The sequence below is a fragment of the Pelomonas sp. Root1444 genome, assembly GCF_001426885.1.
Lineage (GTDB): Bacteria > Pseudomonadota > Gammaproteobacteria > Burkholderiales > Burkholderiaceae_C > Pelomonas.
In genome coordinates, this window is record NZ_LMFP01000003.1 from 1,031,981 (window position 1) to 1,053,899 (window position 21,919).

Genomic DNA, 21,919 nt, shown 5'->3' on the forward strand with positions numbered 1-21,919 from the left:
AAAAATAAATGGGGCCATAGTCCCGCTAAGTTGTTTTGCGCGGGCGGCCGCGCGGACGTTTATGGACCACCGCGGCGTGTTCAATTGACAGCGGTTTCAAGAAGGCCTCGCTGCCAATCGGCCGCCCGCGCAACGCAGCATCGGTGAAATGGGCCTTCTCAGCAGCAGGCACGCCTTCGGCCAGGAATTCGCGATAGGCGTGCTCACGGTCGAAAGGTGTGTTGCCCAACGACCAATACATCTCATGCTCCGCGACAAGCGGGCTGCGAACCAGCCCGAGGTGGTGGGCCGCGCTGGACCATGGCCACTGGGCAGGCTCCGCACACAATCCGGCGCGTACTGGATTCATCTCGATGTAGCGCATGCACGCCAAGAGGTGCCGCTCGCCTTCGATCAGCCCCGCCCTGAAACGCCCCTCCCACAGGGTGCCACTGCGTTGGTGACGGGCGTTGAACCAGCCGACATAGCGTCGGCCGAGCGACTGCATCATGCGGCTGAGGGCCTCTGCCGTCGGCGGCGTGGCGAGCAGATGCAGATGGTTGTCCATCAGCACGTACGCGTGAATGGCCACGCGGTACTGCGCGGACGCCTCCTTCAATGTCGCCAGCAAGTGCTCGCGGTCGAAGTCACTGTAGAAGATGGCCTGGCGGTTGTTGCCGCGCAAGATGATGTGATGGGGCTGGTCCGGCAGGATCAGGCGGGGGAGGCGAGCCATGGTGCGTCCTTGCTAGGCGACGCGCCAGGATAATCGACTCCGACCCCATTTTGGACGACACGGTCAGAACAGCGTCTTGCCGGTCAGCCGCTGATGCTCGCGGATCGCGAAGCGGTCGGTCATGCCGGCGATGTAGTCGGCGCACGCCCGCTCGCGGTCGGGCCTTTCGGCAAAGTCCGCCGGCATCTGGGCCGGCTCGGTCGAATAGGCCGCAAACAAGTCACGCAACACTTGCTCGGCTCGCGCCCGCGTGGACTGGACCTGGGGATGCCGGTACAGATTAGCGAACAGGAAGCGCTTCAGCGCCGTGCTCTTCGTGCGCATGTCCGCGCTGAATCGAAGCAAGGGCTTGTCGCACCGGCGAACGGCATCCGAATCGGTCGGCGCTGCCTCGCCCAGCGCGGCGCGGGTGGCGTCGATGATGTCGTAGACCTGGGCCGACAGCATGCGGCGGATGGTCTCGAACAGGAGGCGCTTGCCGGCAAGGTGCGGGTGGGCGTCGAGCGACGAGCGCCAGTGCTCGCGCACCAGTTCGACCTCCAGCAACTGCTCCAGTTCGATCAGCCCCGACCGCACGCCATCGTCAACGTCATGCGCGTTGTAGGCCACCTCGTCGGCGAGGTTGCAAAGTTGCGCTTCGAGGCTGGGCTGGCCGCCGTGCAGAAAGCGCGTCGCGATGCCACCCGGCTCGGTCGATTCGAGGGCCTCCGCATTGCGGCGGGAGCAGTGCTTGAGGATGCCCTCGCGCGTCTCGAAGCACAGGTTGAGGCCGCCGAAATCCGGGTAGCGCTGCTCCAGTTGGTCGACGACGCGCAGCGACTGCAGGTTGTGCTCGAAGCCCCCGTGTTCGCGCATGCATTCGTCCAGCACGTCCTGGCCCGCATGGCCGAACGGCGTGTGGCCCAGGTCGTGCGCGAGCGCGACCGCTTCGACGAGGTCCTCGTCCAACCCGAGGCTGCGCGCGATGGAACGGCCGAGTTGCGCCACCTCCAACGAATGCGTCAGCCGTGTGCGGAACAGGTCGCCCTCGTGGTTCAGAAAGACCTGGGTCTTGTAGACGAGGCGCCGGAAGGCGGTGCTGTGGATGATGCGGTCGCGGTCGCGCTGGAATTCGCTGCGCGTCGGCGCCGCGGGTTCCGCCAGCCGCCGGCCGCGGCTGTGCGCCGGGTCGGCGGCGTAGGGCGGGCATCCCGCCGTCATCAGGCCGCCCCGTGCGCCGTCAGCGTTTCGACGATGAGGGCATCGGGTACCGCATGCAGGCCGGCCTGGCCAAGGGCCTCGATCAGCACGAAGCGGATGGCGCCAGCCTCGGCCTTCTTGTCGACCCGCATCAGTTGCAGGTAGCGCTCAGCGCCCAGCCGGGGCGGCTGGACCGGCAGGCCCGCACGCTCGATCAAAGCACGCAGCCGCTCGACGAAGCCGGCCGGCATCAGCCCCAGGCGCTGCGACAGATCGGCAGCCAGCACCATGCCGCAAGCGACGGCCTCGCCGTGCAGCCATGCGCCATAGCCCAGGCCCGCTTCTATCGCATGGCCGATGGTGTGGCCGAAGTTGAGGATGGCGCGCAAGCCCTGCTCGCGCTCGTCCTGACCGACGACGTCCGCCTTGATCTCACAGCTGCGCCGCACCGCGTAGCCGAGCACCGCCTTGTCGCGAGCCAGCAGCGCGCCCAGGTTGTCCTCGATCCAGCACAGGAAGCCGGCATCGGCGATGGGCCCGTACTTGATGACCTCGGCCAGGCCGGCACGCAGCTCGCGCTCGGGCAGGCTGTCCAGCGTGTCGAGGTCGGCAATCACGCGCTCGGGCTGGTAGAAGGCGCCGAGCATGTTCTTGCCCAGCGGATGGTTGATCGCGGTCTTGCCGCCGACCGAGGAATCGACCTGCGCCAGCAGCGTGGTCGGCACCTGCACGAAAGGCACGCCGCGCATGTAGATGGCGGCCGCGAAGCCGGTCATGTCGCCGATGACGCCGCCACCGAGCGCGAACAGCACCGTCTTGCGGTCCAGCGCCTCGCCGAGGAGGTGGTCGCAGATACGGTTGAGGCTCGCCCAGTCCTTGTGCTGCTCGCCGTCGGGAAGCACCACGAGGTCGACCCGGGTGTAGACGGCCTGCAGCCGTTCACGCAGCCGTTCGGCGTAGAGCGGTGCGACGGTGTCGTTGGTGACGATGACCGCCACCGCCGCCTTGGGCAGGCCCTGCCAGCTGGCGGGCTGGTCCAACAGACCCGAGCCGATGCGGATGTCGTAGTTGCGGTGGTCGGGAAGCTGGATGCGGACGGTATCGGTGGCAGGCATGCGGCGAAGTGTAAGAGCCGCCCTCCACCGCCAGCCGTCAAAGGGGCTCGGCGCCCACCGTCGCAGCGACCCGCGTGGGGTCGAGCAGGCCGGCTAGCTCCAGCTGCATCAGCGCCATGTTGACCAGCGCATGCACCGACGGCCGGGCGCTCTCCAGCACATAGTGCGCGCAGCGGCGGTAGAGCGGGTCGCGCTGGTGGTGCAGTTCCCGCAGCCTGGCCAGTGGGTCGCGCACCTGCAGCAACGGCCGCGTGGTGTCATGGCGCAGACGGCGGAACAGGTCTTCCGGTGTGGAGCGCAGATAGAGCACCGTCGTGCCGCCGTGCAGCAGCTCGCGGTTGCGCTCGCGCAGCACCGCACCGCCGCCGGTGGCCAACACGCAGTCGCCGGGCCGCGCGATCAGGTCGCCGATGACTTCCGTCTCAAGGTCGCGGAAAACATCTTCGCCGTGGCGCTCGAAGAACTCCCTGATGCTGCCGCCGATGCGCGCCTCGATCTCGTGGTCCGAATCGACAAAAGGCACGCCGATCTGGCGTGCCAATTGTCGACCGACGGTGGACTTGCCACCGCCGGGCATGCCGATGAGGGCGAGTTTCACTTTCAGGGGCAGCTGTTCTTTTTCTCGACTGTGAACGAGAACGAAGTGCCAGTGCCGCGTGGACTCGTGAAGGTGACCGTCACGGAGCCAGAAATCGCGGTATCGAAGTTGTAGCCAATGCCCACCAGATTGGCTTGGCTGGTGTTCGGCACGGGTGATCCGCCGGCCAACGATACCGAGAAGCCGGTGGTGGCCGTTGCTACCGTGACCACCGTGCCGGCGGGCATCGGGTTCAGGCGCGGCAGCACGATGTAGCTGGCGGCGAGGCTCGGGTCTGCGCTCGCACTGCTCAACAGGCCCGGATTGGCGTCGGCAGCGAGCAGAGTGAAGGTGTCGCTCGCTTTAACACTGCAGATGGTGTCCCCACCGGCCACACGGTAGTTCGTCACCTGCGATGTGCTCGGTCCCGTTTGCATCGGCAATGTGCTGTTGGCGTACGCCACGCGAGAGTCGCCGCCCGGCCACAGCGGACGTGCCGTGGACGTCGACAACACCGTTTCCACGGCGCGGCGCACATAGATCTGGCCGGAGCCTGTCCACTTGCCATCGCAGGTGCCCGGCACGCTGGGGCTGTAGGCGTTCAGGCCAAAGATCGCCACGGTCGTCGGCGGCACGCAGGTGCTGCTGGTGTTGCCAGGCAGGTTGACGCCGAGGAACTCGTCGAAGCTCGCGTCGAAGATGCCGTCGTAGTTGCGATCCTTGAAGATGTTGCCCAGGTCCTGGAACTCTTCCCCGCTGTCGTAGATGTTGTTGCCGTTCTTGTCGATGAAGGACTCCTCACCCAGGGCAAACGCCACGACGGTGACGCGGCCGTCGACGGGCTTGGGCTGTGCGGAGACGAAATTCGACGTCGCCTGCGAGATGCCGTTGGTCTGCGAGATCAGCTTGTTCGACTCCACCTGGCCACCTTCGGCGACGAAGTTGATCGTCGTCCCAATCGGCACCGGGTTGCTGCTGCGGTCGGCCGCGATCAGCGTGTAGGTGTTGGGCACATTGTCGATGTTGTAGCCCTCGATGTTGATCGTTTGCTGCGACATCGAGAAGTTCAGCTGCGACGGCAAACCGATACCCACGCTCAGGTTGCTGGACACAGTGGCGATGTTCTCGCCGCTGAGCTTGGCATGCACGCGCACTGGCGTCGGCTGGGTGCCCGAGTTCACCCGAACCTGCACGCGCCCCAAGGCGTTGGAGGTCTGCGTGAACGGGCTGGGCGACAGCGGATCGACGGACTCGACGCCGCGCCCTTCCATCGTCACCCCACCAGCGCCGGTCTGAAGGCGCAGCTCCACGACCTTGTTGGGCAGCGGGTTGCCGGCCGCGTCGCGCACCTCGAACGTGATGATGGACGATTCGGTGAAGCCCGAGCCTTTCAGGAAGATCTGCTCAGGCACCGACGAGATGAAGGCCAGGCTCACCGCCGCGGGTGCGGAGATCGGCAGTGTCAGTTGCCGCGCGGTCGAGGTGCCGTCGATGACGACCTGCAGCAGGTCCGTGGGCTGCACAGCCCCGCAACCGTTGTCGCGGTATTGCAGCGTGACCGTGTTGCTGGTCGCGGAAATGCTGGCCGGTGACACCGTAGCCTTACCCGCGGCAGCGCACGAGGACGAGACGCTGAGCTTGACCGGTGAATCCACTGCTGCACCGGTCAATACGATGGTCAGTGTGTCCTGGCCGTAAGCGGACAGCGAGCCCGGGCCCGTGAAGCTGACGATGGTGGCGTTCGTCGCCTGAACCTGGAAGCCTTGCGTCGCCGACAAGGTCGTGCCGGCGTATTGCACCGTGGCCGTCACCTCGTCGGCGCCCGCGGATGCGGACGTCGCAGGAGACAGCAGCGCGACGGCCTTGCCGGTGGCATCGGTCAACGCGGTGCCGACATTGGTGCGACCGAGGCCGCGGATGACGGCAAAGGTGACCACCTGGCCTGCAACGGGCAGACCGCGCGAATCCGTCAACGTGGCAGTCACCGTGGCTGGCACGGCGGAACTGACGGAGGTGGACGAGAGGCCGAGTTGCAGCACCGGCGCGCCGGGCGACGTGGCACTGACGACCTGCACGGGCTTGCTGTCCGTCGCGGCGATGCCCGCGACCGTCACGTTGGCTCTGACGACATCCGCCCCGTTGGACGTACCGGTCGCCGGCGTGACATTGACGCTGGCAACGCCCGTCGCGTCGGTCACCGCCGTGGACGCATCGAACTTCACCAGGCCGAACTGCGAGCTGAACTGCACGAGCTGCCCCGCTGCCGGATTGCCGCCAACGTCGCGTACCAGCACATTGGCTTTCGACGATGCGCCCAACCCGGAAAGGTTGGAACTGCTCAGCGTCATCGTTGCCGTGGGCGACTCGCCGACGATCTGCACGATGACGTTGCCGACGAGGGCCTGCTCCGCATAAGTGGCGCTCACGCGCAGCGCGTCGGTCGCGGACGTCGTACCCGCGGTGGTCGAGAGTTTCAGTGTGGTGCGTGCGACGCCGTTGGCGTCGGTCGGGGCCGACCCCGGCGTCACGGTCATGTTTCCTGTGGAGACAGGCGCGAAGGTGACGACCTGGTTCGCCACGGGCTGGCCGGCGGCGTTGCGCAGCGTGGCCGTCACTTCCGGCGCCGGCTGTGACAGACGCAGCGTGACGGAAGCCGGGTTGACGGTCAACGTCGGCAGCGCGTTCGTCACCGTGAAGGCCTGTTGCGCGCTGACCGTGGTGGAGCCGATGGCCGCGATCGCGGTCACGTAGTCGGCGCCGGTGACGCCGGACGGGCTGGCGGTCAGCTGGGCGGTCGCCTGGCCGTTGGCGTCGGTGCGCACGGTGGCCACCGACAGGTTGGCCAGGTTGCCACGGCCGGTGGCCAAGCTGACGACCACATCAGGAAGCGCGGCCCCTGTGGACGAGCGCAACTGCACCGTCACGGTCGAGCCCACGGCAGGCGTGATCTGCGTGGCAGAGAGCGCCACGGTCAACGCCGGGCCGGTGGTGTTGCCGGTCGGCGAGGGCGTGACCACCGAGATCTGCGCCGTCTTGGTGATCGAGCCGCTGGCCGCCGTCACCGTGATGGTCCGCTTCGATTCATCCGAGCCGATACGCACCGTGCCGGTCACGACACCGCTGGTGTCGGTCTTGGTGGCGGTCGTGGAGACCAGCGCGTTCTGGTCGACCGAGATCGACACGGGCACGTCGGCAATCGTGTTGCGCTTGGCATCGACCGCATAAACGGTGACGAGAACGGAACCTGTGCCATCGGTCGGCAGCGTCGAGCCGCTGAGCGTCACGACGAGGTCGGCCGCAGTCGGGCCGGTTGTCCCACCGCCGGGGCAGCTGGCCCCGGTACAAGGGAAGGTGGGGTCGCCGGCGCTGCCGCCGCCGCCACCGCAGGCCGACAGAAAGGCCGTCATGCCCAGCCCCAACGCAGCCCGCGCGAGGCGACGCCAGCCCTGCGTGACGATGGTTTGCAACATGCTCAAACTCCTGGATATCTCTGAATGTCTTAGCGCACCGCTGCCCGCTCGCTGACGACCTTGGGTGTCAGGAAGATCAGGAGTTCGGTCTTGGAAGTCGTGCGGGTCTTGTTCTTGAACAGGTTGCCCAGAACAGGCACATCGCCGAGCAAGGGCACCTTGTTGATGGTCTCGCCCTCGTCCTGCGTGTAGATGCCGCCGATCACCACCGTGCCGCCGTTCTCGACGAGAACCTGCGTCTGCACATGCTTGGTGTTGATGGCGTAGCCCTGCGGCGTCAGCGTGCCGCGGCTGTCCTTGTTGACATCGACGCTCAGGATGACGCTGCCCTCGGGCGTGATCTGCGGCGTGACCTCAAGCTTCAGGTTCGCCTTGCGGAAGGCGATCGACGTCGCGCCGCTGGCCGTGGCGACCTGGTAGGGCAACTCCTCACCCTGCTCGATCAGCGCCTTGACCTGGTCGGCGGTGATGACACGCGGGCTGGACACGACCTTGCCCTTGCCGTCGGATTCCAGCGCCGAGAGTTCCAGGTTCAGGAAGCGATTGGCTGTGGCGCTGAACAGCGACACGGCCACCGTCTGCGCCACCGCGCCGGCAAAGCTGTCCGACGAGGTGTTGGCCGGCAGGTTGACGAAGTTGGTGTTGTTGTAGCCGGGGTCGGTGGCCGTCTGACGCGTCTGCCAGCCCACCAGGTTGTAGTTGCTGCCCACGGTGAGGTAGTTGCTGCCGCCAACGTTGTAGCCGGGGATGCCGCCAGCCTGGCCCCGTGCGTCGTAACCGCCCAGCTTGATGCCCAGCGCGCGACCGAAACGGTCGTTGGCCTCGACGATGCGCGCCTCGATCAGCACCTGGCGCACTGGGATGTCGATCTTGGCGATCATGGCTTGGATCTCTTCGAGCTTGCTCGGGATGTCCGACACGAAGAGCTGGTTGGTGCGGGATTCGGAGATCACGCTGCCACGCGGCGAAAGGATGCGCGTGCCGCTGCCGGAGCCGCTGCCGCTGCTGCCACCACTGCCCCCGCTGCTGCTACCGCCGGATGAACTGCCTGAGCCGATGCTCTGGCCCGTCAACCCCTTGGCGATCTCTTCGGCCTTGACATAGTTGAGCTGGAAGGACTGCGTGCGCACCGGCTCGAGCTGGGCGATCGCCGCCTTGGCTTCGAGGTCGAGCTTCTCCTTGGTGGCCAGCTCTTCCTTGGGCGCGATCCACAGCACGTTGCCGGCCTTCTTCAGCCCCAGCCCCTTGGCCTGCATGATGATGTCCAGCGCCTGGTCCCAAGGCACGTCCTTCAGGCGCAGCGTGACGTTGCCGGTCACGGTGTCGCTGGTGACGACGTTGAAGTTGGTGAAGTCGGCGATGACCTGCAGCAACGCCCTCACTTCGATGTTCTGGAAGTTCAGCGACAGCTTGTCACCCGAATAGCCCGGCCCCTGGGTCAGCTTGTTGGGGTCGACCTTCTGCGGCCTGATTTCGAGCACGAACTGGTTGTCGCTCTGGTAGGCGCTGTGCTCCCAGCTGCCCTTGGGCTCGACCACCATGCGCACGCGGTCGCCCGCCTGCGTCGTCGCGATCGTCTGCACCGGCGTGCCGAAATCCGTCACGTCGATCCGGCGGCGCAGGTTGTCCGGCAGGCTGGAGCGCAGGAACTCCACGACGAGACCCTGGCCTTGCTGCTGGATGTCGACGCCGACCTGGTTGCTCGGCAGGTTGACGATGATGCGGCCCGCGCCATCGGCGCCGCGGCGGAAATCGACATCGCGAAGCGCCTGCGGCGCCGCGTTCAGGCTTTGCGCAAAGTGCACCGGCTGGCCGGGTGCCTGCGCCATGGGCGCTGACGCCCCCAGCACGAGGACCAACGCATTGCCCTCCAGCTTGGCGTTGTACGTGGTTGCCTGGCGCAGATTCAGCACGACGCGAGACCGGTCGCCGGCCTGGGCCACGGCCGCCGAGCGCAGGTTGCCCTGGTTGATGTCGACCAGATTGCGGCCAATGCCATTGACGACGCCAGGCAGGTCGATGGCGATGCGAGGCGGTGCCTGCACCGTGAAGCCATTGGGCAGCGCGGCCAGTGGCTCGCTCAACTCGATGCGGACGACATCGACCCCGGCCTGTTGGCTGGTGTTGATGGCACGGATCTGGGTTTGCGCCCAGGCGGCTGGGGCACCCAGCAGCGCGAAGGCGACCCCCAACAACCAGCTACGGCCCATCGGCTTGTTCTCCTGCAATGTCTTCATCGTCCCTTCTCCTGTAGCTGGAGGGTACTGGTGCGTTCAATCCACTCGCCCGCAGCGTCCTGGACGACTTCTCGCAACGTGATTTCGGTCTCGCTGATCTTGGTGATGCGGCCGAAGTTCTGGCCGAGGTAGTCCCCGGCCTTGACCTGGTAGAGCAGGTTGTCGACGCGCAGCAGCGCATAGCGCCGGCCTTCACGCGTCAGGCTGCCGACCATGGACATGGTGTCCAGCGGGTAGGCCTCCAGCGGCTCCTTGCGGCGGTTGATCTCGGCCGTCAGCAGCGAGTTGGGCTGCGCGGCTTCCTGCCTGATGGCGACGCTGAGCTTCTGCGTGCTGAAAGGGTCCACCCCGACGCCCGCTTCATAAGGCTGGGGCAGGAACTTCTTGGGTGGCAGCAACGGCGTGACGGTCGGCTTGGCTTCCTTGCGCTCCTGCTCCATCCACTGGCGCAGCTCGTCAAGGTCGCTGCCGCAGCCGCCCAATGCCAGCGTGGCGGCGATGGGGATCAACAGCCGCCTCATTTCTTGCCTCCGGCCTTGGCTGCGGCCGCAGCCTTGCGCTGCTCGGCCACTTCGGTGGAGTCCAGATAGCGATAGGTGCGCGCCGTGGCTTCCATGCTGAGCGCGGTACTCGCGTCACGACCGGTGGGCGCCTGCACGACAAGGTTGTGCAAGGTGACGATGCGCGACAGGTTGGACACATCGGCAGCAAAGGCCCCGATGTCGTGATAACGGCCCGACACGCGAAGTGCAATCGGCAACTCGGCGTAGTAGTCCTTGACCAATACCTGCCCGGGCCGGAACAGCTCGAACTGCAAGCCGCGCCCGACACCGGCGCTGCTGATGTCGGACAGCAGCGAGTCGATCTCGGCCTTGCCAGGCAGCTGCTTTTCGAGCTGGGTCACATACTCCTCGACCTGGCTCTTCTGCCTGCGCAGCTCCGGCAGGTTGACGGCCTGGGCGAGCTTGGCTCGGTAGTCCTGGCGAAGCTGGGGTTCGCGGTTCTGTTCGGCCTCCAGGGCGGCCTGTTCATCGGCCAGCAGCACGAAGTAGCCGACGATTACCACCAGCAGCATCACGCCGAACGACGCTGCGAGCTTGGGGGCCATCGGCCACTGGCCGGGCTCCTTGGGATTGAGCCCCTGGAACTGGCCGACGAGGTCCTGGAACCAGGCATTCAGGTCGATCTTTCGCATAGAAGTGGCCATGGTTCGATCAGCCCTTCTGCGGGGCAGAAGCGCCCGATGCGGTCTCGCGCGGCGGCGCCTTGATCGAGACCTTCATCGAGAAGTCCAGCAGCCGGCGCTGGTCGCGGCTGTTGGTGCTGACGTTCGCCAGCTTGACTTCGATGAGGTCCGGTTTTTCCAGCCATTCGGAGTTGCGCGAGACGTTGCGCAGAAACTCGGAAACGCGTTCGTTGGTCTGGGCGATGCCGCTGATGGTGACAACCTTGTTGTCCTGACGGATCGCCGTCAGGTAAACGCCTTCCGGCGACAGCCGGGCCAGGTCGTTCAGCAATTGCACCGGCGTGTTGCGATCGGTCTGCAGATCCTCCACCGCACGCTGGCGCGATTTCAGCGACTCGATCTCGGCCTTCAGGTTGGCAATGTCCTTGATCTGCGCCTCAAGCCGCGAGATCTCGTTCTGGACGTACTGGTTGCGCGATTGCTGCTCCGACGTGAGGAACTGCAGCAGCAAGTAAGCCGCAACGACCAACCCGGCGCCAAGCAGGCCCGCCAGGCCCAGGCCGGCAAAGAAGGCGGCCTTGCGCCGCTTGCGCCTTTCCTCGCGGTAAGGCAGCAGATTGATCAGGATCACTGGAAGAACCTCCGCATCGCGAGGCCGCAGGCGGTCAGGTAAGACGGTGCCTCACGCTGCAGCTTGGACTCGCGCACCGAGGAGCCCATGGCCATGTTTTCGAAGGGGTTCACCACCATGCAGGCGAAGCCCGTCAAGTCGGTCACGCGCTCCTTGAGGCCGGGCAGCGTCGCCGTCCCACCGGCCAGCATCACGTAGTGCACCTTGTGATGCGGCGTGCTGGTGAAGAAGTACTGCAGGGCACGGCCGATCTCCTGCGACAGGCTGTCGACGAAGGGATTCAGCACACCGGTCTCGTAGTCCTCGGGCAGCTCGTTGGAGAGCTTCTTCTGCTCGGCCTCCTCGAAGGAGAAGCCGTACTGGCGCGAAATGAGCTGCGTCAACTGGGAGCCGCCGAAGGACTGGTCACGGTCGTAAAGCAGTTCGTCGTCGCGCAACACCTTGAGGCTGGTCGTGTCGGCGCCGATCTCGAACAGCGCAACCAGCGCATCCTTGCCTTCGTTGGGCAGGGCCGCAACCAGGCGGCCCATGGCCATGCGCGAGGCATGCGATTCGATATCGAGCACGACCGGGCGCAGGCCGGCCGCCTCCGCCAGGCCCTGACGGTCCTGCACGCGGTCTTTGCGGGAGGCGGCGATCAACACCTCGACGTCGCCGACGGAGGTCGGGCTCGGGCCGATGACGCAGAAGTCCAGGCTGACCTCGTCCAGCGAGAAGGGGATGTACTGGTTGGCCTCGGCCTCGACCTGCAGTTCGAGTTCTTCCTCGCGCAGGCCTGCGGGCAACATGATCTTCTTGGTGATGACGGCCGACTGCGGCATCGCCAGCGCGGCGTCACGGGTCTTGCTGCCGCTGCGCGCGACAACGCGGCGCACGGCGTCGGCCACTTCGTCGAACTTCTCGATCTGGCCGTCGGCGATCCAGCCCTTTTCGAACGGTTCGCTGGCGAAACGCTCCAGCACGAATTCGCCGCTCGCGGTCTGGCTCAATTCCACCAGCTTGACGCTCGATGAACTGATATCCAGGCCAATCAAGGCTGGGTGCTTGCGACCCAAAAGTGCGTCGAGTATTCCCATGCCCTTTGTCTCCCGACACGTCGGCTTACGTATCGGACTATTAATAAGTTACTTGAATGCTAGCAGCAAAGCCGTTGACGCCGAACGCAAATCCGCCGCGAGCGCGTAACGCCACGTTGCTAAACATACACGAACCTACGAACTTGCAAGCTCCTGAAAAACACAGGGGAAGCGTTCATTTGACACGTCGTTTACAACCTCGCTTCGTATAAAAGATGGAATGCCGCGCTTCCTATAATCAACCGCCTCATCCCCTCGCGCCCTCACGGGCTTGCTCCGCCGGTACATGACAGACAAGCTCCGATCCGCTGCGTCCAGCCCTTCCACCGCAGCCGGCGCCGGCCCCGCCCCTCGCACCAAAGCTATCGCGCCCCGTCTGGGTCATCTGGCGCTGTGGGCGCTCGGCCTGCTGGCCGGCGGCGTCGCAGCTGCGGCGTTGCTGCTGGCGCTGGGCCTGGCCCTCGCCTACCCCAACCTGCCGGACATCAGCGGGCTGACGGACTACCGCCCCAAGCTGCCCATGCGGGTGCTGTCCAGCGACGGCGTGCTGCTTGGCGAGTTCGGCGAGGAGCGTCGCAGCTACCGGCCCATCCAGGAGATCCCCAAGGTCATGCAGGAAGCCGTGCTTGCCATCGAGGACGCGCGCTTCTACCAGCACGGCGGCGTGGACTACCTGGGCGTCATCCGCGCCGGCCTCGCCAACGTCGGCGAGTCGCGCAGCCAGGGCGCCTCGACGATCACGATGCAGGTGGCGCGCAACTTCTACCTGTCCACGGAGAAGACCTTCACACGCAAGATCTACGAGATCCTGCTCGCGCTGAAGATCGAGGCGGCCCTGCCCAAGGAGAAGATCCTCGAGATCTACATGAACCAGATCTTCCTGGGCCACCGCGCACACGGCTTCGCGGCCGCCAGCGAGATCTATTTCGGCAAGCCGCTGGACAAGATCAGCATCGCCGAGGCCGCGATGCTGGCCGGCCTGCCGAAGGCGCCGTCGGCCTACAACCCCATCAACAACCCCAAGCGCGCGACCATCCGCCAGCAGTACATCATCGAGCGGATGTACGAGACGGGCTACATCACCGAGGAGCAGCGCGACGAGGCCAAGGCCGAGAAGCTGCGCATCCGCCCGGTGCCGGAGTCGGTCTCGCATGCCGAATTCGTCGCCGAGGCAGCGCGCCAGTTGATCTTCAGCCAGTACGGCGACGAGGCCTACTCACGCGGCCTGAACGTCTACCTGACGCTGAACAGCGCCGAGCAGAACGTGGCCTACCGCGCGCTGCGCCGCGGCATCCTCGACTACGAGAAGCGCCAGGTCTACCGCGGCCCGGAGGCCTACGCCGACCTGCCCGGCGACGCCAAGGCGCTGGACACGCGCATCGCGGAAGCACTGGCTGACCACCCGGCCAACGACGAACTGCTGGCCGCCGTCGTGCTCGAAGCGGACCCGAAAAAAGTGACGGCCGTGTTGCAAAGCGGCGACGCCATCACCATCACCAGCGAAGGCCTCAAGCCCGCGACCTCGGGCCTGGCCGAGAAGGGCAACCCCAAGACACGCATCCGCCGCGGCGCCGTCATCCGCGTCGTCAAGGGCCCCAAGCAGAAGGACGGCGGCGAATGGACCATCACCCAGTTGCCCGAGGTCGAAGGCGCGTTCGTGTCGCTGGACCCGCACAACGGCCAGGTGCGCGCCATGGTCGGCGGCTTCGACTATGCGAAGAACAAGTTCAACCATGTGATTCAGGCCTGGCGGCAGCCGGGCTCCAGCTTCAAGCCTTTCATCTATTCGGCCGCACTGGAAAAGGGCTTCACGCCGGCCACGGTCGTCAACGACGCGCCGCTGTTCTTCGACGCCGGCACGACCGGCAGCCAGCCGTGGGAGCCGAAGAACTACGACGGCAAGTTCGAGGGCCCGATGCCGCTGCGCACGGCGCTGGCCAAGTCCAAGAACATGGTGTCCATCCGCGTGCTGCACTCCATCGGCGTGCGCTATGCGCAGGACTGGCTGACCCGCTTCGGCTTCGAGGCCGAAAAGCATCCGGCCTATCTGACGATGGCACTGGGCGCCGGCTCGGTGACGCCGATGCAGATGGCGCAGGGCTACGCGGTGTTCGCCAACGGCGGCTACCGCGTCAGCCCGCAGCTGATCAGCCGCATCACCGACAACAAGGGGCGGCTGCTCTACGAGGCTCTGCCGGTCGCACTGGCGGACAACGCCCGCGCCATCGAGCCACGCAATGCCTTCCTGATGAGCAGCCTGCTGCAGGAGGTCACGCGCAGCGGCACCGCCGCGCGCGCGCAAGCCACGCTGAAGCGCCCGGACATCTATGGCAAGACAGGCACCACCAACGACTCGATGGACGCCTGGTTCGCCGGCTACCAGAAGGATGTGGTTGCCATCGTCTGGATCGGCTACGACCAGCCCCGCAAGCTCGGCGACCGCGAAACCGGTGGCGGCTTGAGCCTGCCGGTCTGGATCGAATACATGCAGTTCGCGCTGCGCGGCAAGCCGGTCGACGAGATGACGCCGCCCGAAGGCATCACCAACATCAATGGTGAGTGGTTCTACGAGGAATACACCTCGGGCAGCGGCGTGCGCGAGTTGTCGAATGAACCGACCGTCCCCGGCACGACGACCGAGGATGAGAAGAAGTCCATCCTGGACCTCTTCAAACGCTGAGCCACCCTCAGCAGGCGCTGAACTTCAGCGCCTGCCCCGCCTGTTCGCTCGCGCTGCGCGACAGCCGTGCGCAGAACTCCTGGCCCTCGCGGTCCACCCACTGCGCGCCATCCCACTTGAAGTGGTAGCCGCCCGAGCGCGCGGCCAGCCAGATCTCCTGCAGCGGCGGCTGCGTGTTGATGACGATCTTGCTGCCGCCCGGCATGCTGAGTTCCAGCAGGCCGCCGGTGCGGTGGCTGTCGATGTCGACCACGTCCTCTTCCAGCCATGCATCCACTTGCGCCTCGATGCGGGCGAGCAGGGCGTGGGCCTTGGCGTGATAGTCGGCGTCGGACAGGGACATAAACTGGGCGGATGAAGAAGACTCCCGTCAGTGTAGGCGCGCCTACCCTAGCAAAGATCATCGCCTTGGCCATCACCCTTACCGCTCTCGCGGGTTGTGGCCAGAAAGGGCCGCTCACGCTGGCCAAGCCGGCCGACGCGGCGTCGGCGCCCGCCTCCGCACCGACGCGTTAGGCGCGCCCCTCCTCCACCGCGTGGCAGGCCACGCGCACACCACGAAGTTCGAGCAGCGCCGGCCGCTCGACCTTGCAGCGTTCATTGGACAACGGGCAGCGCGGATGAAAGCTGCAGCCGCTCGGCGGGTTGAGCGGGTTGGGCACCTCGCCTTGCACTGGCGTGCGAGCGCGGCCGCTCATGTGGATGTCGGGGATCGCGTCCAGCAGCATGCGCGTGTAGGGGTGCTGTGGGCGCGCGAACAGCGTGGCCTTGTCCGCCACCTCGACAAGCCGGCCGAGGTACATGACGCCGACCTGGTCGGCCACATGACGCACGACGGCAAGGTTGTGCGAAATGAAGAGGTAAGTCAGGCCGCGCTCGCGCTGCAGGTCCTTCATGATGTTGAGCACCTGCGCCTGCACCGACACATCCAGCGCCGAGGTCGGCTCGTCGCAGACGAGGAACTCGGGCTGGGTCGCGAGCGCGCGAGCGATGGAGATGCGCTGGCGCTGCCCACCGGAGAACTGGTGCGGGAACTTCTCCGCATCGGCCGGATTCAGCCCCACCGAACTCAGCAGCTCGCCGACCCGCTGGCGCGCATCGGCGTCGCCCTTCACCAGGCCATGCTCGCGCAGCGGCTCGGCGACGATGTCCAACACCGTCCAGCGTGGATTCAAGGACGCATACGGATCCTGGAAGATCATCTGCATGCGCCGGCGCAGCGGGCCAGCGCCCGGGCCGGCGAGCGTCTTTGCGATGTCTTCGCCGTCAAAACTGACGCTGCCGCGCGTCGGCCCGTAGAGGCCGACCAGCAGGCGCGCCACCGTGCTCTTGCCACAGCCGCTCTCGCCCACCAGCGCCAGCGTCTTGCCGCGCTCGATGGCGAACGACACGCCGTCGACCGCATGCACGAAGGCCCTGGGCTTGCGCTCCACGACCCGGTTCAGCCACGGCGGCGACACGTCGAAGACCTTGGCGAGGTCATGGACCTCCACGAGAGGCTTGCTCATCGCGCCACCTCCACGGTCACCGGGCGCCAGCAGGCGGCGCGCGTGGCATTGACGTCGAACAAGTCGGGCCGATCGATGCGGCAGCGGTCGACGACGCGCGGGCAGCGCGGGTTGAACGCGCAGCCGGGCGGGATGGCGGTCAGCCGCGGCATCGAGCCGTCGATCTGCAGCAGCCGTTCACGGTCCTCGTCCATGGCCGGGATGGAGCCCATCAGACCCACCGTATACGGGTGGGCGGGCCTGTGGATGATGTCGGCGACCGGCCCGATCTCGGCGACGCGGCCGGCGTACATGACGGCCACGCGGTCGCAGGTCTCGGCGATGACGCCCATGTCGTGCGTGACCAGCATGACGGCCGCGCCCTGCTCTTTGCAGACCTTCTTCAGCAGCGCAATGATCTGCGCCTGGATGGACACGTCCAGCGCGGTCGTCGGCTCGTCGGCCACGATGAGCTTGGGATTGGCTGCGAGGGCCAGCGCAATGACCACGCGCTGGCGCATGCCGCCGGAGAACTGGTGCGGGTAGTGGTCGATGCGGGCCGCGGGGGCCGGGATGCCGGTGGAGGCGAGCAACTCGATGGCGCGAACGCGTGCCTGCGAAGCCGACAGGTCCAGGTGCGTCGTGATGGTCTCGACGAGTTGCTGGCCCACCGTGTAAAGCGGATTCAACGACGTCAGCGGATCCTGGAAGACGGCACCGATCTCGCGCCCACGCACCCGGCGCATCTGCTCGTAAGGCAGGTTGTCGATGCGCCGGCCGGCCAGCTTGATCTCGCCCGCGGCAATGCGGCCCGGCGGGTCCAGCAGACCGATGATGGCCGCGCCGGTGAGCGACTTGCCGGCGCCGGATTCGCCGACGACACCCAGAATCTCGCCCGGGGCGATGGAGAAGGAGATGTCATCCAGCGCCAGCAGCGTGCCGCGGCGGGTCGGGAACTCCACCCGTAGGTGGCTGACTTCGAGCAAGGGAGCGGTCATCGCAGACGGGGGTTGAGCGCGTCGCGCAGCCAGTCGCCCAGCAGGTTCACGCTGAGCGTGATCAGCACCAGCGTCAGGCTGGGCCAGGCGGTGATCCACCATTCGCCCGAGAACAGGTAGTCGTTGCCGTTGCGGATCAAGGTGCCCAGCGACGGGCTGGTGGCCGGCACGCCGACGCCGAGGAATGACAGCGTCGCCTCGGTGATGATGGCCGAGGCGATCTGGATGGTGGCCAGCACAAGCACGGGGCCGAGCACATTGGGCAGCACATGGCGGCGCATGATGCGCAGCGACCCGACGCCAATCACGCGGGCAGCCTGAACGTATTCCTTGTTGCGCTCCACCAGCGTGGAGCCGCGCACCGTGCGTGCGTACTGCACCCAGCCGGTCAGCGAGATGGCCAGCACGAGCACGACGAAGGCCAGCATGTCGTGCGCATTCGGGAACAGGCTGCGGCCGATGCCGCTGATCATCAGCGCGACAAGGATGGACGGGAAGGACAGCATCACGTCGCAGATGCGCATGATGAAGGCGTCGACCCGCCCGCCGACAAAACCGGCCAGCAGGCCGAGCGTGACGCCGATCAGGATGGACAACAGCACGGACGCGAAACCGACCAGCAGCGAGATGCGCGCGCCATACATCAACGCGGACAGGATGTCACGGCCCTGGCCGTCTGTGCCGAGCAGGTACTTGGGCTCGCCCCCCTCCACCCAGGCCGGCGGCTTCAGTGAATCCATCAGCTCCAGCGTCGCGAGATCGAATGGGTTGTGCGGCGCAACCCCTTCGGCAAACAACGCGCAGACGAAACAGACCAGCGTGATGACGGCTGCCAGCACGGCAACCGGCGAGTTGCGGAAGGAATGCCAGACGTCGCCGTCGAAAAAGCCACGCAGAGCCGAAGCCGAAGCGGTGGGGTTGGAGTTGGCGTCAACGGCCATGGTCAATGCGCCTTGCCTTCGATCCGCAGGCGCGGGTCGACGGCGAAATAGAGCAGATCGACGCCGAGGTTGATGACGACGAAGATCAGCGAGATCAGGCACAGGTAGGCGGCCATCACCGGGATGTCGGCGAACTGCACGGCCTGGATGAAGAGCAGGCCCATGCCGGGCCACTGGAAGACCTGCTCGGTGATGATGGCGAACGCGATCAGCGAACCCAGCTGCAGGCCGGTGATGGTGATGACGGGCACCAGCGTGTTCTTCAGCGCATGGCCGAAGTAGACGCTGCGGTCCGTCAGGCCGCGGGCGCGGGCAAAGCGGATGTAGTCGGTGCGGAGCACCTCCAGCATCTCGGCGCGCACCAGCCGCATGATCAGCGTGAGCTGGAAGGCGGACAGCGTGAACGCCGGCAGGATGAGGTGCAGCAGGCCGTCGCGGGTCAGCAGGCCCGAGGTCCAGCCGCCGAAATCGACGACCTCGCCGCGGCCGAAGCTGGGCAGCCATTTCAGCTCGACGGCAAAGACCCAGATCAGCACGATGCCGATGACGAAGTTGGGCAGGCTGACGCCGAATAACGTGCCGGTCATCAGCAGCTGCGCACTGGCCTTGCCGCGGCGCAGCGCGGCATAGACGCCCAGGGGTATGCCGAGGCCCAATGCAATCAGGCCAGCGACGAGGGAAAGCTCCAGCGTCGCAGGGAAGCGCTCGACGATCAGCGTCGAGACCTTGCGGCCCTGGCGCAGGCTGATGCCGAACTCCCCCTGGGCTGCGTTGCCGGCAAAGCGCGCGAACTGCACGGGGAAGGGTTGGTCCAGGCCGAGGTCCTTGCGCAGCGCGATGCGCTGCTCCTCGGTCGCGTCCTGGCCCAGCAGATTGGTGACCGGGTCGCCGACGTACTGGAACAGCATGAAGGCGATGAAAGCCACCGACAGCATGACTACAACGGCCTGAGCCAGGCGGCGGAGAATGAAAACCAGCATGAAGATTCGAAAGCGTGCGGCCGCGTCTCTGCGCCGCACGAAGGCGCGATCATGGCGAAGGCGGGAGCCTTGAGAGCCCCGGGAAACCCCTAGCCTTCAAGTCGGGCGCCAATGAAAACGGGCCGCTGACGCGGCCCGTTGCAAGCACGGCAGGCCCAGCCTGCCGGGTCGATCAGAAGCGGTGACGCAGGCCCAGCATCGCGCCGCCACGCTTGGTGGCGCCGTTCAGGAAGCTCACTTCGCCGCGGGTCTTCGTGTAGTCGAATTCCAGGTAGGCGTCGGTGCGCTTCGAGAACGCGTAATCCAGCACCACTGCGAAGAAGTCGGCCTTCGACTTGGTGTTGGCGTTGGTGCTGAAGCCCGAGGCGCTTGCGCCGAAAGCCGCTGCAAACGGAGCGGCCAGGTTCTGCACGGTGCCGTAATGGGTCTGCTCGCTCAACCAGACATTGCCGCCGATGTTCAGCTGCGGGGTCAGCTGATACGTGGCGCCGAACATCAGCATCGTGCGCTTGTTGATGTCGAATGCATCGTTGTTGAAGATGCTGGCGCCAAGCAAGCCGGACGTGTAGGCACCGCGGGTGCCCAGGGCAACGGCGAACGGACCATTGGCAGCGGCCGATGCAGCGAATGCCGGGGCGCTCGTCTGGTTCAGCAGGCCGAAGGGGTTCTCGAACTTGTTCTGACCCCAGGACGCATGCACGTACAGCGGACCGGACGTGTACGACGCGCCGAGCACGGTGGCCTTGATCTTGCGGCCGGTCTGCTCGGTGGCTTGCAGATAGGCACCGCCCGCACCGAAGGTGCCGTCGCTGTAGCGCAGCAGGCCGCCGATGGTCTTGTTGGGCAGCTGTGCAGCCGCACCCGACTGGCCCTCGCCTGCGCTGACCTGAATCTCGCCATAGACATTACCCAGCTGAACCAGGTACTTGACCATGTTGTCCTGGCGCGCAGCCATGGACATGCCGATCTCGGGCTTGTAAGCCTCGATGTACGGCGAGTAACGGAAGGAGGCGAAGGTCGACGTGTAGAGGTCGAACAGGATGTTGTATTGGCGGCCGAGGCGGATCTGGCCGAATTCATTTGACTGGATGCCGACCCAGACCTGGCGCCAGAAATCCGCAGCGGCGACGGCGCCCGTATCGGAACTCAGGCGATGCTCCATGTTGGCCAAGGCCTTCAGGCCGCCACCGAGGTCCTCGGTGACATTGATGCCCAGACGGCTCTGCGACATACCGCCCGGAACAAGCTGCTTCTGTGCGACGCCCGGATTTGAATTCGTCGTGTAGCGCACGGCTGCGTCCACGATGCCATACAGGGTGACGCTGGACTGAGCCCATGCGGCGGAAGTGCTGGCTGCCAGAATGGCGACGGCCAAGGTTGCTTTTTTCATCAACGTTGTCTCCTGCGAAGAAAGGTGAACCGGACCATTCTCAGCGAACTGCCCTGCCATAACGCAGGGGCTGTTGTTCCTAGTACACAGCGATTCCCCTGTCCCGGACAGGACAAATAAAAAGCCGCCCGAAGGCGGCTTTGCTGATTGCAAGCGGCTGGGCCGCCGGGATCAGAAGCTGTGGCGGATGCCGACGTCGAAGCCGCTGGACTTCTGGCCGTTGGCAGTCGCGGCAGGAGCGCCACCGATGATGAAGCGTGCAGCACCGTCGTTCTTGAGTTGCGAGAACGTCGTGTACAGAGCGGTGCGCTTGGACACGCTGTGGATGTAGCCCACGGCGTAGAGCTTGGCATCGCCGATCGGGGTGTAGCCCGCGGCGGCCGTCTCGGCGACGCCATTGGCCTTGGCATCCGTGAAGGAGCCCCACAGTTGGCCCTGCTGGCCCAGCGGCACGGTGACGGCGGCCGTCCAGATCTTCTGCTCGCGCGACAGGTACTTGGTTTGGGTATAGGACAGCGACGGGCGAACCACGCCGAAGTCATACGCGCCGCCGAGCGAAGCCAGCTTGAACTTGCTGCTGTCAGCCGCATTGGACGTGCTGGCATAGGCGCCAGACACGTGCAGGGGGCCCTGCTTGTAGCCCAGACGGACCGACTGGCCCTTGTTGGTGCTCGTGCCTTCGCCGGCCGAGACGTCCACGCCGCCGTAGAAGCCGCCCAGATTGGTGGGCAGGGAATACGACGCCAGATTGTCGGCGCGACCGTAGGACGTGCTGTTGCCGCTGCCGAGGTTGCTGTACAGGACGCTGACGCTGCCCAGACCGGTGAATGAGGTCGGGTCGAAGTCCTCGAGGTGCAGACGCGAGACCGTCTTGTTGCGGCCCAGGCGCACTTCACCGAAGTCGCCCGACAGGCTCACGGTGGCGCGGCGGCCCCAGAAAGCGCCGGTGCCAGTTGTGCCGGTGTCGGTGTCGACTTGGGTTTCCAGCCAGAAGCCGGCCTTCAGGCCGCCGCCGAGGTCTTCCGTGCCACGCACGCCCAGACGGCTGGTGTTCAGGCCACCGGAGTCCAGCTTCTTCATCGTGAGGTCGCCGGTCTTGACGTACTTCAGGTCAGCATCGAGGACGCCGAAGAGGGTGACGGAGGATTGCGCCACAGCGGCGCCACCGGTCAGACCGAGGACGGCCAGGGCAATCAGAGCTTTCTTCATTCGATACTCCTAGGTATTCATCCGAGTCGCTGTCCCGAACAGACTGTC

General features: G+C 65.9%; 19 protein-coding genes. 2 read left to right on the plus strand and 17 right to left on the minus strand.

Translation table 11 applies throughout. The annotated features are described in order from the left end of the window. Positions 1 to 25 precede the first annotated feature (25 nt). From ASD35_RS07530 to ASD35_RS07575, 10 genes are all read right to left on the minus strand, one after another. Entirely contained in the window at positions 26 to 715 is a 690-nt protein-coding gene (locus ASD35_RS07530) for a transposase (RefSeq protein ID WP_056874244.1), read from the minus strand. A 63-nt stretch (positions 716 to 778) separates the two neighbouring features. Next, complete coding sequence (locus tag ASD35_RS07535) at positions 779 to 1,915, minus strand: deoxyguanosinetriphosphate triphosphohydrolase (RefSeq protein ID WP_056874245.1); 1,137 nt, start codon at positions 1,913 to 1,915, stop codon at positions 779 to 781. Then, complete coding sequence (gene aroB, locus ASD35_RS07540; protein ID WP_056874246.1) at positions 1,915 to 3,009, minus strand: 3-dehydroquinate synthase; 1,095 nt, start codon at positions 3,007 to 3,009, stop codon at positions 1,915 to 1,917. The genes ASD35_RS07535 and aroB overlap by 1 nt, the downstream gene beginning before the upstream one ends. Before the next feature lie 37 nt (positions 3,010 to 3,046). Further along, positions 3,047 to 3,607: a shikimate kinase gene (locus ASD35_RS07545; RefSeq protein WP_200956010.1), complete on the minus strand. Its 561-nt coding sequence runs from the start codon at positions 3,605 to 3,607 to the stop codon at positions 3,047 to 3,049. Positions 3,608 to 3,609: 2 nt separating this feature from the next. Beyond that, positions 3,610 to 7,056: an Ig-like domain-containing protein gene (locus ASD35_RS07550; protein WP_056874248.1), complete on the minus strand. Its 3,447-nt coding sequence runs from the start codon at positions 7,054 to 7,056 to the stop codon at positions 3,610 to 3,612. Positions 7,057 to 7,085: 29 nt separating this feature from the next. Continuing rightward, complete coding sequence (gene pilQ, locus ASD35_RS07555) at positions 7,086 to 9,293, minus strand: type IV pilus secretin PilQ (protein WP_082579976.1); 2,208 nt, start codon at positions 9,291 to 9,293, stop codon at positions 7,086 to 7,088. After that, positions 9,290 to 9,814 (minus strand): pilus assembly protein PilP, encoded by a 525-nt coding sequence (locus ASD35_RS07560; protein WP_056874249.1) that lies wholly within the window; start codon positions 9,812 to 9,814, stop codon positions 9,290 to 9,292. The genes pilQ and ASD35_RS07560 overlap by 4 nt, the downstream gene beginning before the upstream one ends. Beyond that, entirely contained in the window at positions 9,811 to 10,488 is a 678-nt protein-coding gene (locus ASD35_RS07565) for a type 4a pilus biogenesis protein PilO (RefSeq protein ID WP_369819193.1), read from the minus strand. Before ASD35_RS07565 ends, ASD35_RS07560 begins: the two co-directional genes overlap by 4 nt. Before the next feature lie 19 nt (positions 10,489 to 10,507). Beyond that, complete coding sequence (locus ASD35_RS07570) at positions 10,508 to 11,110, minus strand: PilN domain-containing protein (RefSeq protein WP_056874251.1); 603 nt, start codon at positions 11,108 to 11,110, stop codon at positions 10,508 to 10,510. After that, positions 11,107 to 12,186: a pilus assembly protein PilM gene (locus tag ASD35_RS07575; RefSeq protein ID WP_056874252.1), complete on the minus strand. Its 1,080-nt coding sequence runs from the start codon at positions 12,184 to 12,186 to the stop codon at positions 11,107 to 11,109. Before ASD35_RS07575 ends, ASD35_RS07570 begins: the two co-directional genes overlap by 4 nt. A gap of 286 nt (positions 12,187 to 12,472) precedes the next feature. On the opposite strand from ASD35_RS07575, the gene ASD35_RS07580 reads away from it, so the two are divergent. Next, positions 12,473 to 14,866, plus strand: a complete 2,394-nt coding sequence (locus tag ASD35_RS07580; RefSeq protein WP_082579977.1) for a penicillin-binding protein 1A — start codon at positions 12,473 to 12,475, stop codon at positions 14,864 to 14,866. 7 nt (positions 14,867 to 14,873) lie between these two features. On the opposite strand, the gene cyaY is transcribed toward ASD35_RS07580, so the two are convergent. After that, positions 14,874 to 15,209, minus strand: a complete 336-nt coding sequence (cyaY, locus tag ASD35_RS07585) for an iron donor protein CyaY (RefSeq protein ID WP_056874253.1) — start codon at positions 15,207 to 15,209, stop codon at positions 14,874 to 14,876. 11 nt (positions 15,210 to 15,220) lie between these two features. Here cyaY and ASD35_RS26500 point away from each other — a divergent pair, with 11 nt between their 5' ends. Further along, positions 15,221 to 15,382 (plus strand): lipoprotein, encoded by a 162-nt coding sequence (locus ASD35_RS26500; protein ID WP_082579978.1) that lies wholly within the window; start codon positions 15,221 to 15,223, stop codon positions 15,380 to 15,382. Here ASD35_RS26500 and ASD35_RS07590 read toward each other — a convergent pair. The 6 genes from ASD35_RS07590 to ASD35_RS07615 all read right to left on the minus strand — a co-directional run bounded on the left by ASD35_RS07590 (position 15,379) and on the right by ASD35_RS07615 (position 21,871). Further along, the gene (locus ASD35_RS07590; protein ID WP_056874254.1) at positions 15,379 to 16,374 is read right to left on the minus strand and encodes an ABC transporter ATP-binding protein; all 996 of its coding nucleotides are present in this window, start codon (positions 16,372 to 16,374) and stop codon (positions 15,379 to 15,381) included. The two genes, ASD35_RS26500 and ASD35_RS07590, sit on opposite strands and share 4 nt — an antisense overlap. Beyond that, on the minus strand, positions 16,371 to 17,351 hold the full coding sequence (locus tag ASD35_RS07595) for an ABC transporter ATP-binding protein (protein ID WP_056874255.1): 981 nt from the start codon (positions 17,349 to 17,351) through the stop codon (positions 16,371 to 16,373). Before ASD35_RS07595 ends, ASD35_RS07590 begins: the two co-directional genes overlap by 4 nt. Next, positions 17,348 to 18,292 carry an ABC transporter permease gene (locus tag ASD35_RS07600; RefSeq protein ID WP_056874256.1) on the minus strand — a complete coding sequence of 315 codons (945 nt, stop codon included), beginning with the start codon at positions 18,290 to 18,292 and terminating at the stop codon, positions 17,348 to 17,350. Before ASD35_RS07600 ends, ASD35_RS07595 begins: the two co-directional genes overlap by 4 nt. 2 nt (positions 18,293 to 18,294) lie before the next feature. Next, positions 18,295 to 19,272, minus strand: a complete 978-nt coding sequence (locus tag ASD35_RS07605) for an ABC transporter permease (protein WP_056874257.1) — start codon at positions 19,270 to 19,272, stop codon at positions 18,295 to 18,297. A 172-nt stretch (positions 19,273 to 19,444) separates the two neighbouring features. Continuing rightward, a complete protein-coding gene (locus ASD35_RS07610) occupies positions 19,445 to 20,722 on the minus strand; it encodes a porin (RefSeq protein WP_235538265.1) in 1,278 nt (425 codons plus the stop codon). Positions 20,723 to 20,833: 111 nt separating this feature from the next. Continuing rightward, on the minus strand, positions 20,834 to 21,871 hold the full coding sequence (locus ASD35_RS07615) for a porin (protein ID WP_056874259.1): 1,038 nt from the start codon (positions 21,869 to 21,871) through the stop codon (positions 20,834 to 20,836). Positions 21,872 to 21,919: the final 48 nt, after the last annotated feature.

Coding starts and splice junctions, on each gene's coding strand:
- ASD35_RS07595 (WP_056874255.1), bottom strand. CDS start 17,351: ATGACCGCTCCCTTGCTCGAAGTCAGCCACCTACGGGTGGAGTTCCCG.
- aroB (WP_056874246.1), bottom strand. CDS start 3,009: ATGCCTGCCACCGATACCGTCCGCATCCAGCTTCCCGACCACCGCAAC.
- ASD35_RS26500 (WP_082579978.1), top strand. CDS start 15,221: ATGAAGAAGACTCCCGTCAGTGTAGGCGCGCCTACCCTAGCAAAGATC.
- ASD35_RS07590 (WP_056874254.1), bottom strand. CDS start 16,374: ATGAGCAAGCCTCTCGTGGAGGTCCATGACCTCGCCAAGGTCTTCGAC.
- ASD35_RS07550 (WP_056874248.1), bottom strand. CDS start 7,056: ATGTTGCAAACCATCGTCACGCAGGGCTGGCGTCGCCTCGCGCGGGCT.
- ASD35_RS07560 (WP_056874249.1), bottom strand. CDS start 9,814: ATGAGGCGGCTGTTGATCCCCATCGCCGCCACGCTGGCATTGGGCGGC.
- ASD35_RS07600 (WP_056874256.1), bottom strand. CDS start 18,292: ATGGCCGTTGACGCCAACTCCAACCCCACCGCTTCGGCTTCGGCTCTG.
- pilQ (WP_082579976.1), bottom strand. CDS start 9,293: ATGAAGACATTGCAGGAGAACAAGCCGATGGGCCGTAGCTGGTTGTTG.
- ASD35_RS07530 (WP_056874244.1), bottom strand. CDS start 715: ATGGCTCGCCTCCCCCGCCTGATCCTGCCGGACCAGCCCCATCACATC.
- ASD35_RS07575 (WP_056874252.1), bottom strand. CDS start 12,186: ATGGGAATACTCGACGCACTTTTGGGTCGCAAGCACCCAGCCTTGATT.
- ASD35_RS07605 (WP_056874257.1), bottom strand. CDS start 19,272: ATGCTGGTTTTCATTCTCCGCCGCCTGGCTCAGGCCGTTGTAGTCATG.
- ASD35_RS07565 (WP_369819193.1), bottom strand. CDS start 10,488: ATGCGAAAGATCGACCTGAATGCCTGGTTCCAGGACCTCGTCGGCCAG.
- ASD35_RS07535 (WP_056874245.1), bottom strand. CDS start 1,915: ATGACGGCGGGATGCCCGCCCTACGCCGCCGACCCGGCGCACAGCCGC.
- cyaY (WP_056874253.1), bottom strand. CDS start 15,209: ATGTCCCTGTCCGACGCCGACTATCACGCCAAGGCCCACGCCCTGCTC.
- ASD35_RS07610 (WP_235538265.1), bottom strand. CDS start 20,722: ATGGCAGGGCAGTTCGCTGAGAATGGTCCGGTTCACCTTTCTTCGCAG.
- ASD35_RS07615 (WP_056874259.1), bottom strand. CDS start 21,871: ATGAAGAAAGCTCTGATTGCCCTGGCCGTCCTCGGTCTGACCGGTGGC.
- ASD35_RS07580 (WP_082579977.1), top strand. CDS start 12,473: ATGACAGACAAGCTCCGATCCGCTGCGTCCAGCCCTTCCACCGCAGCC.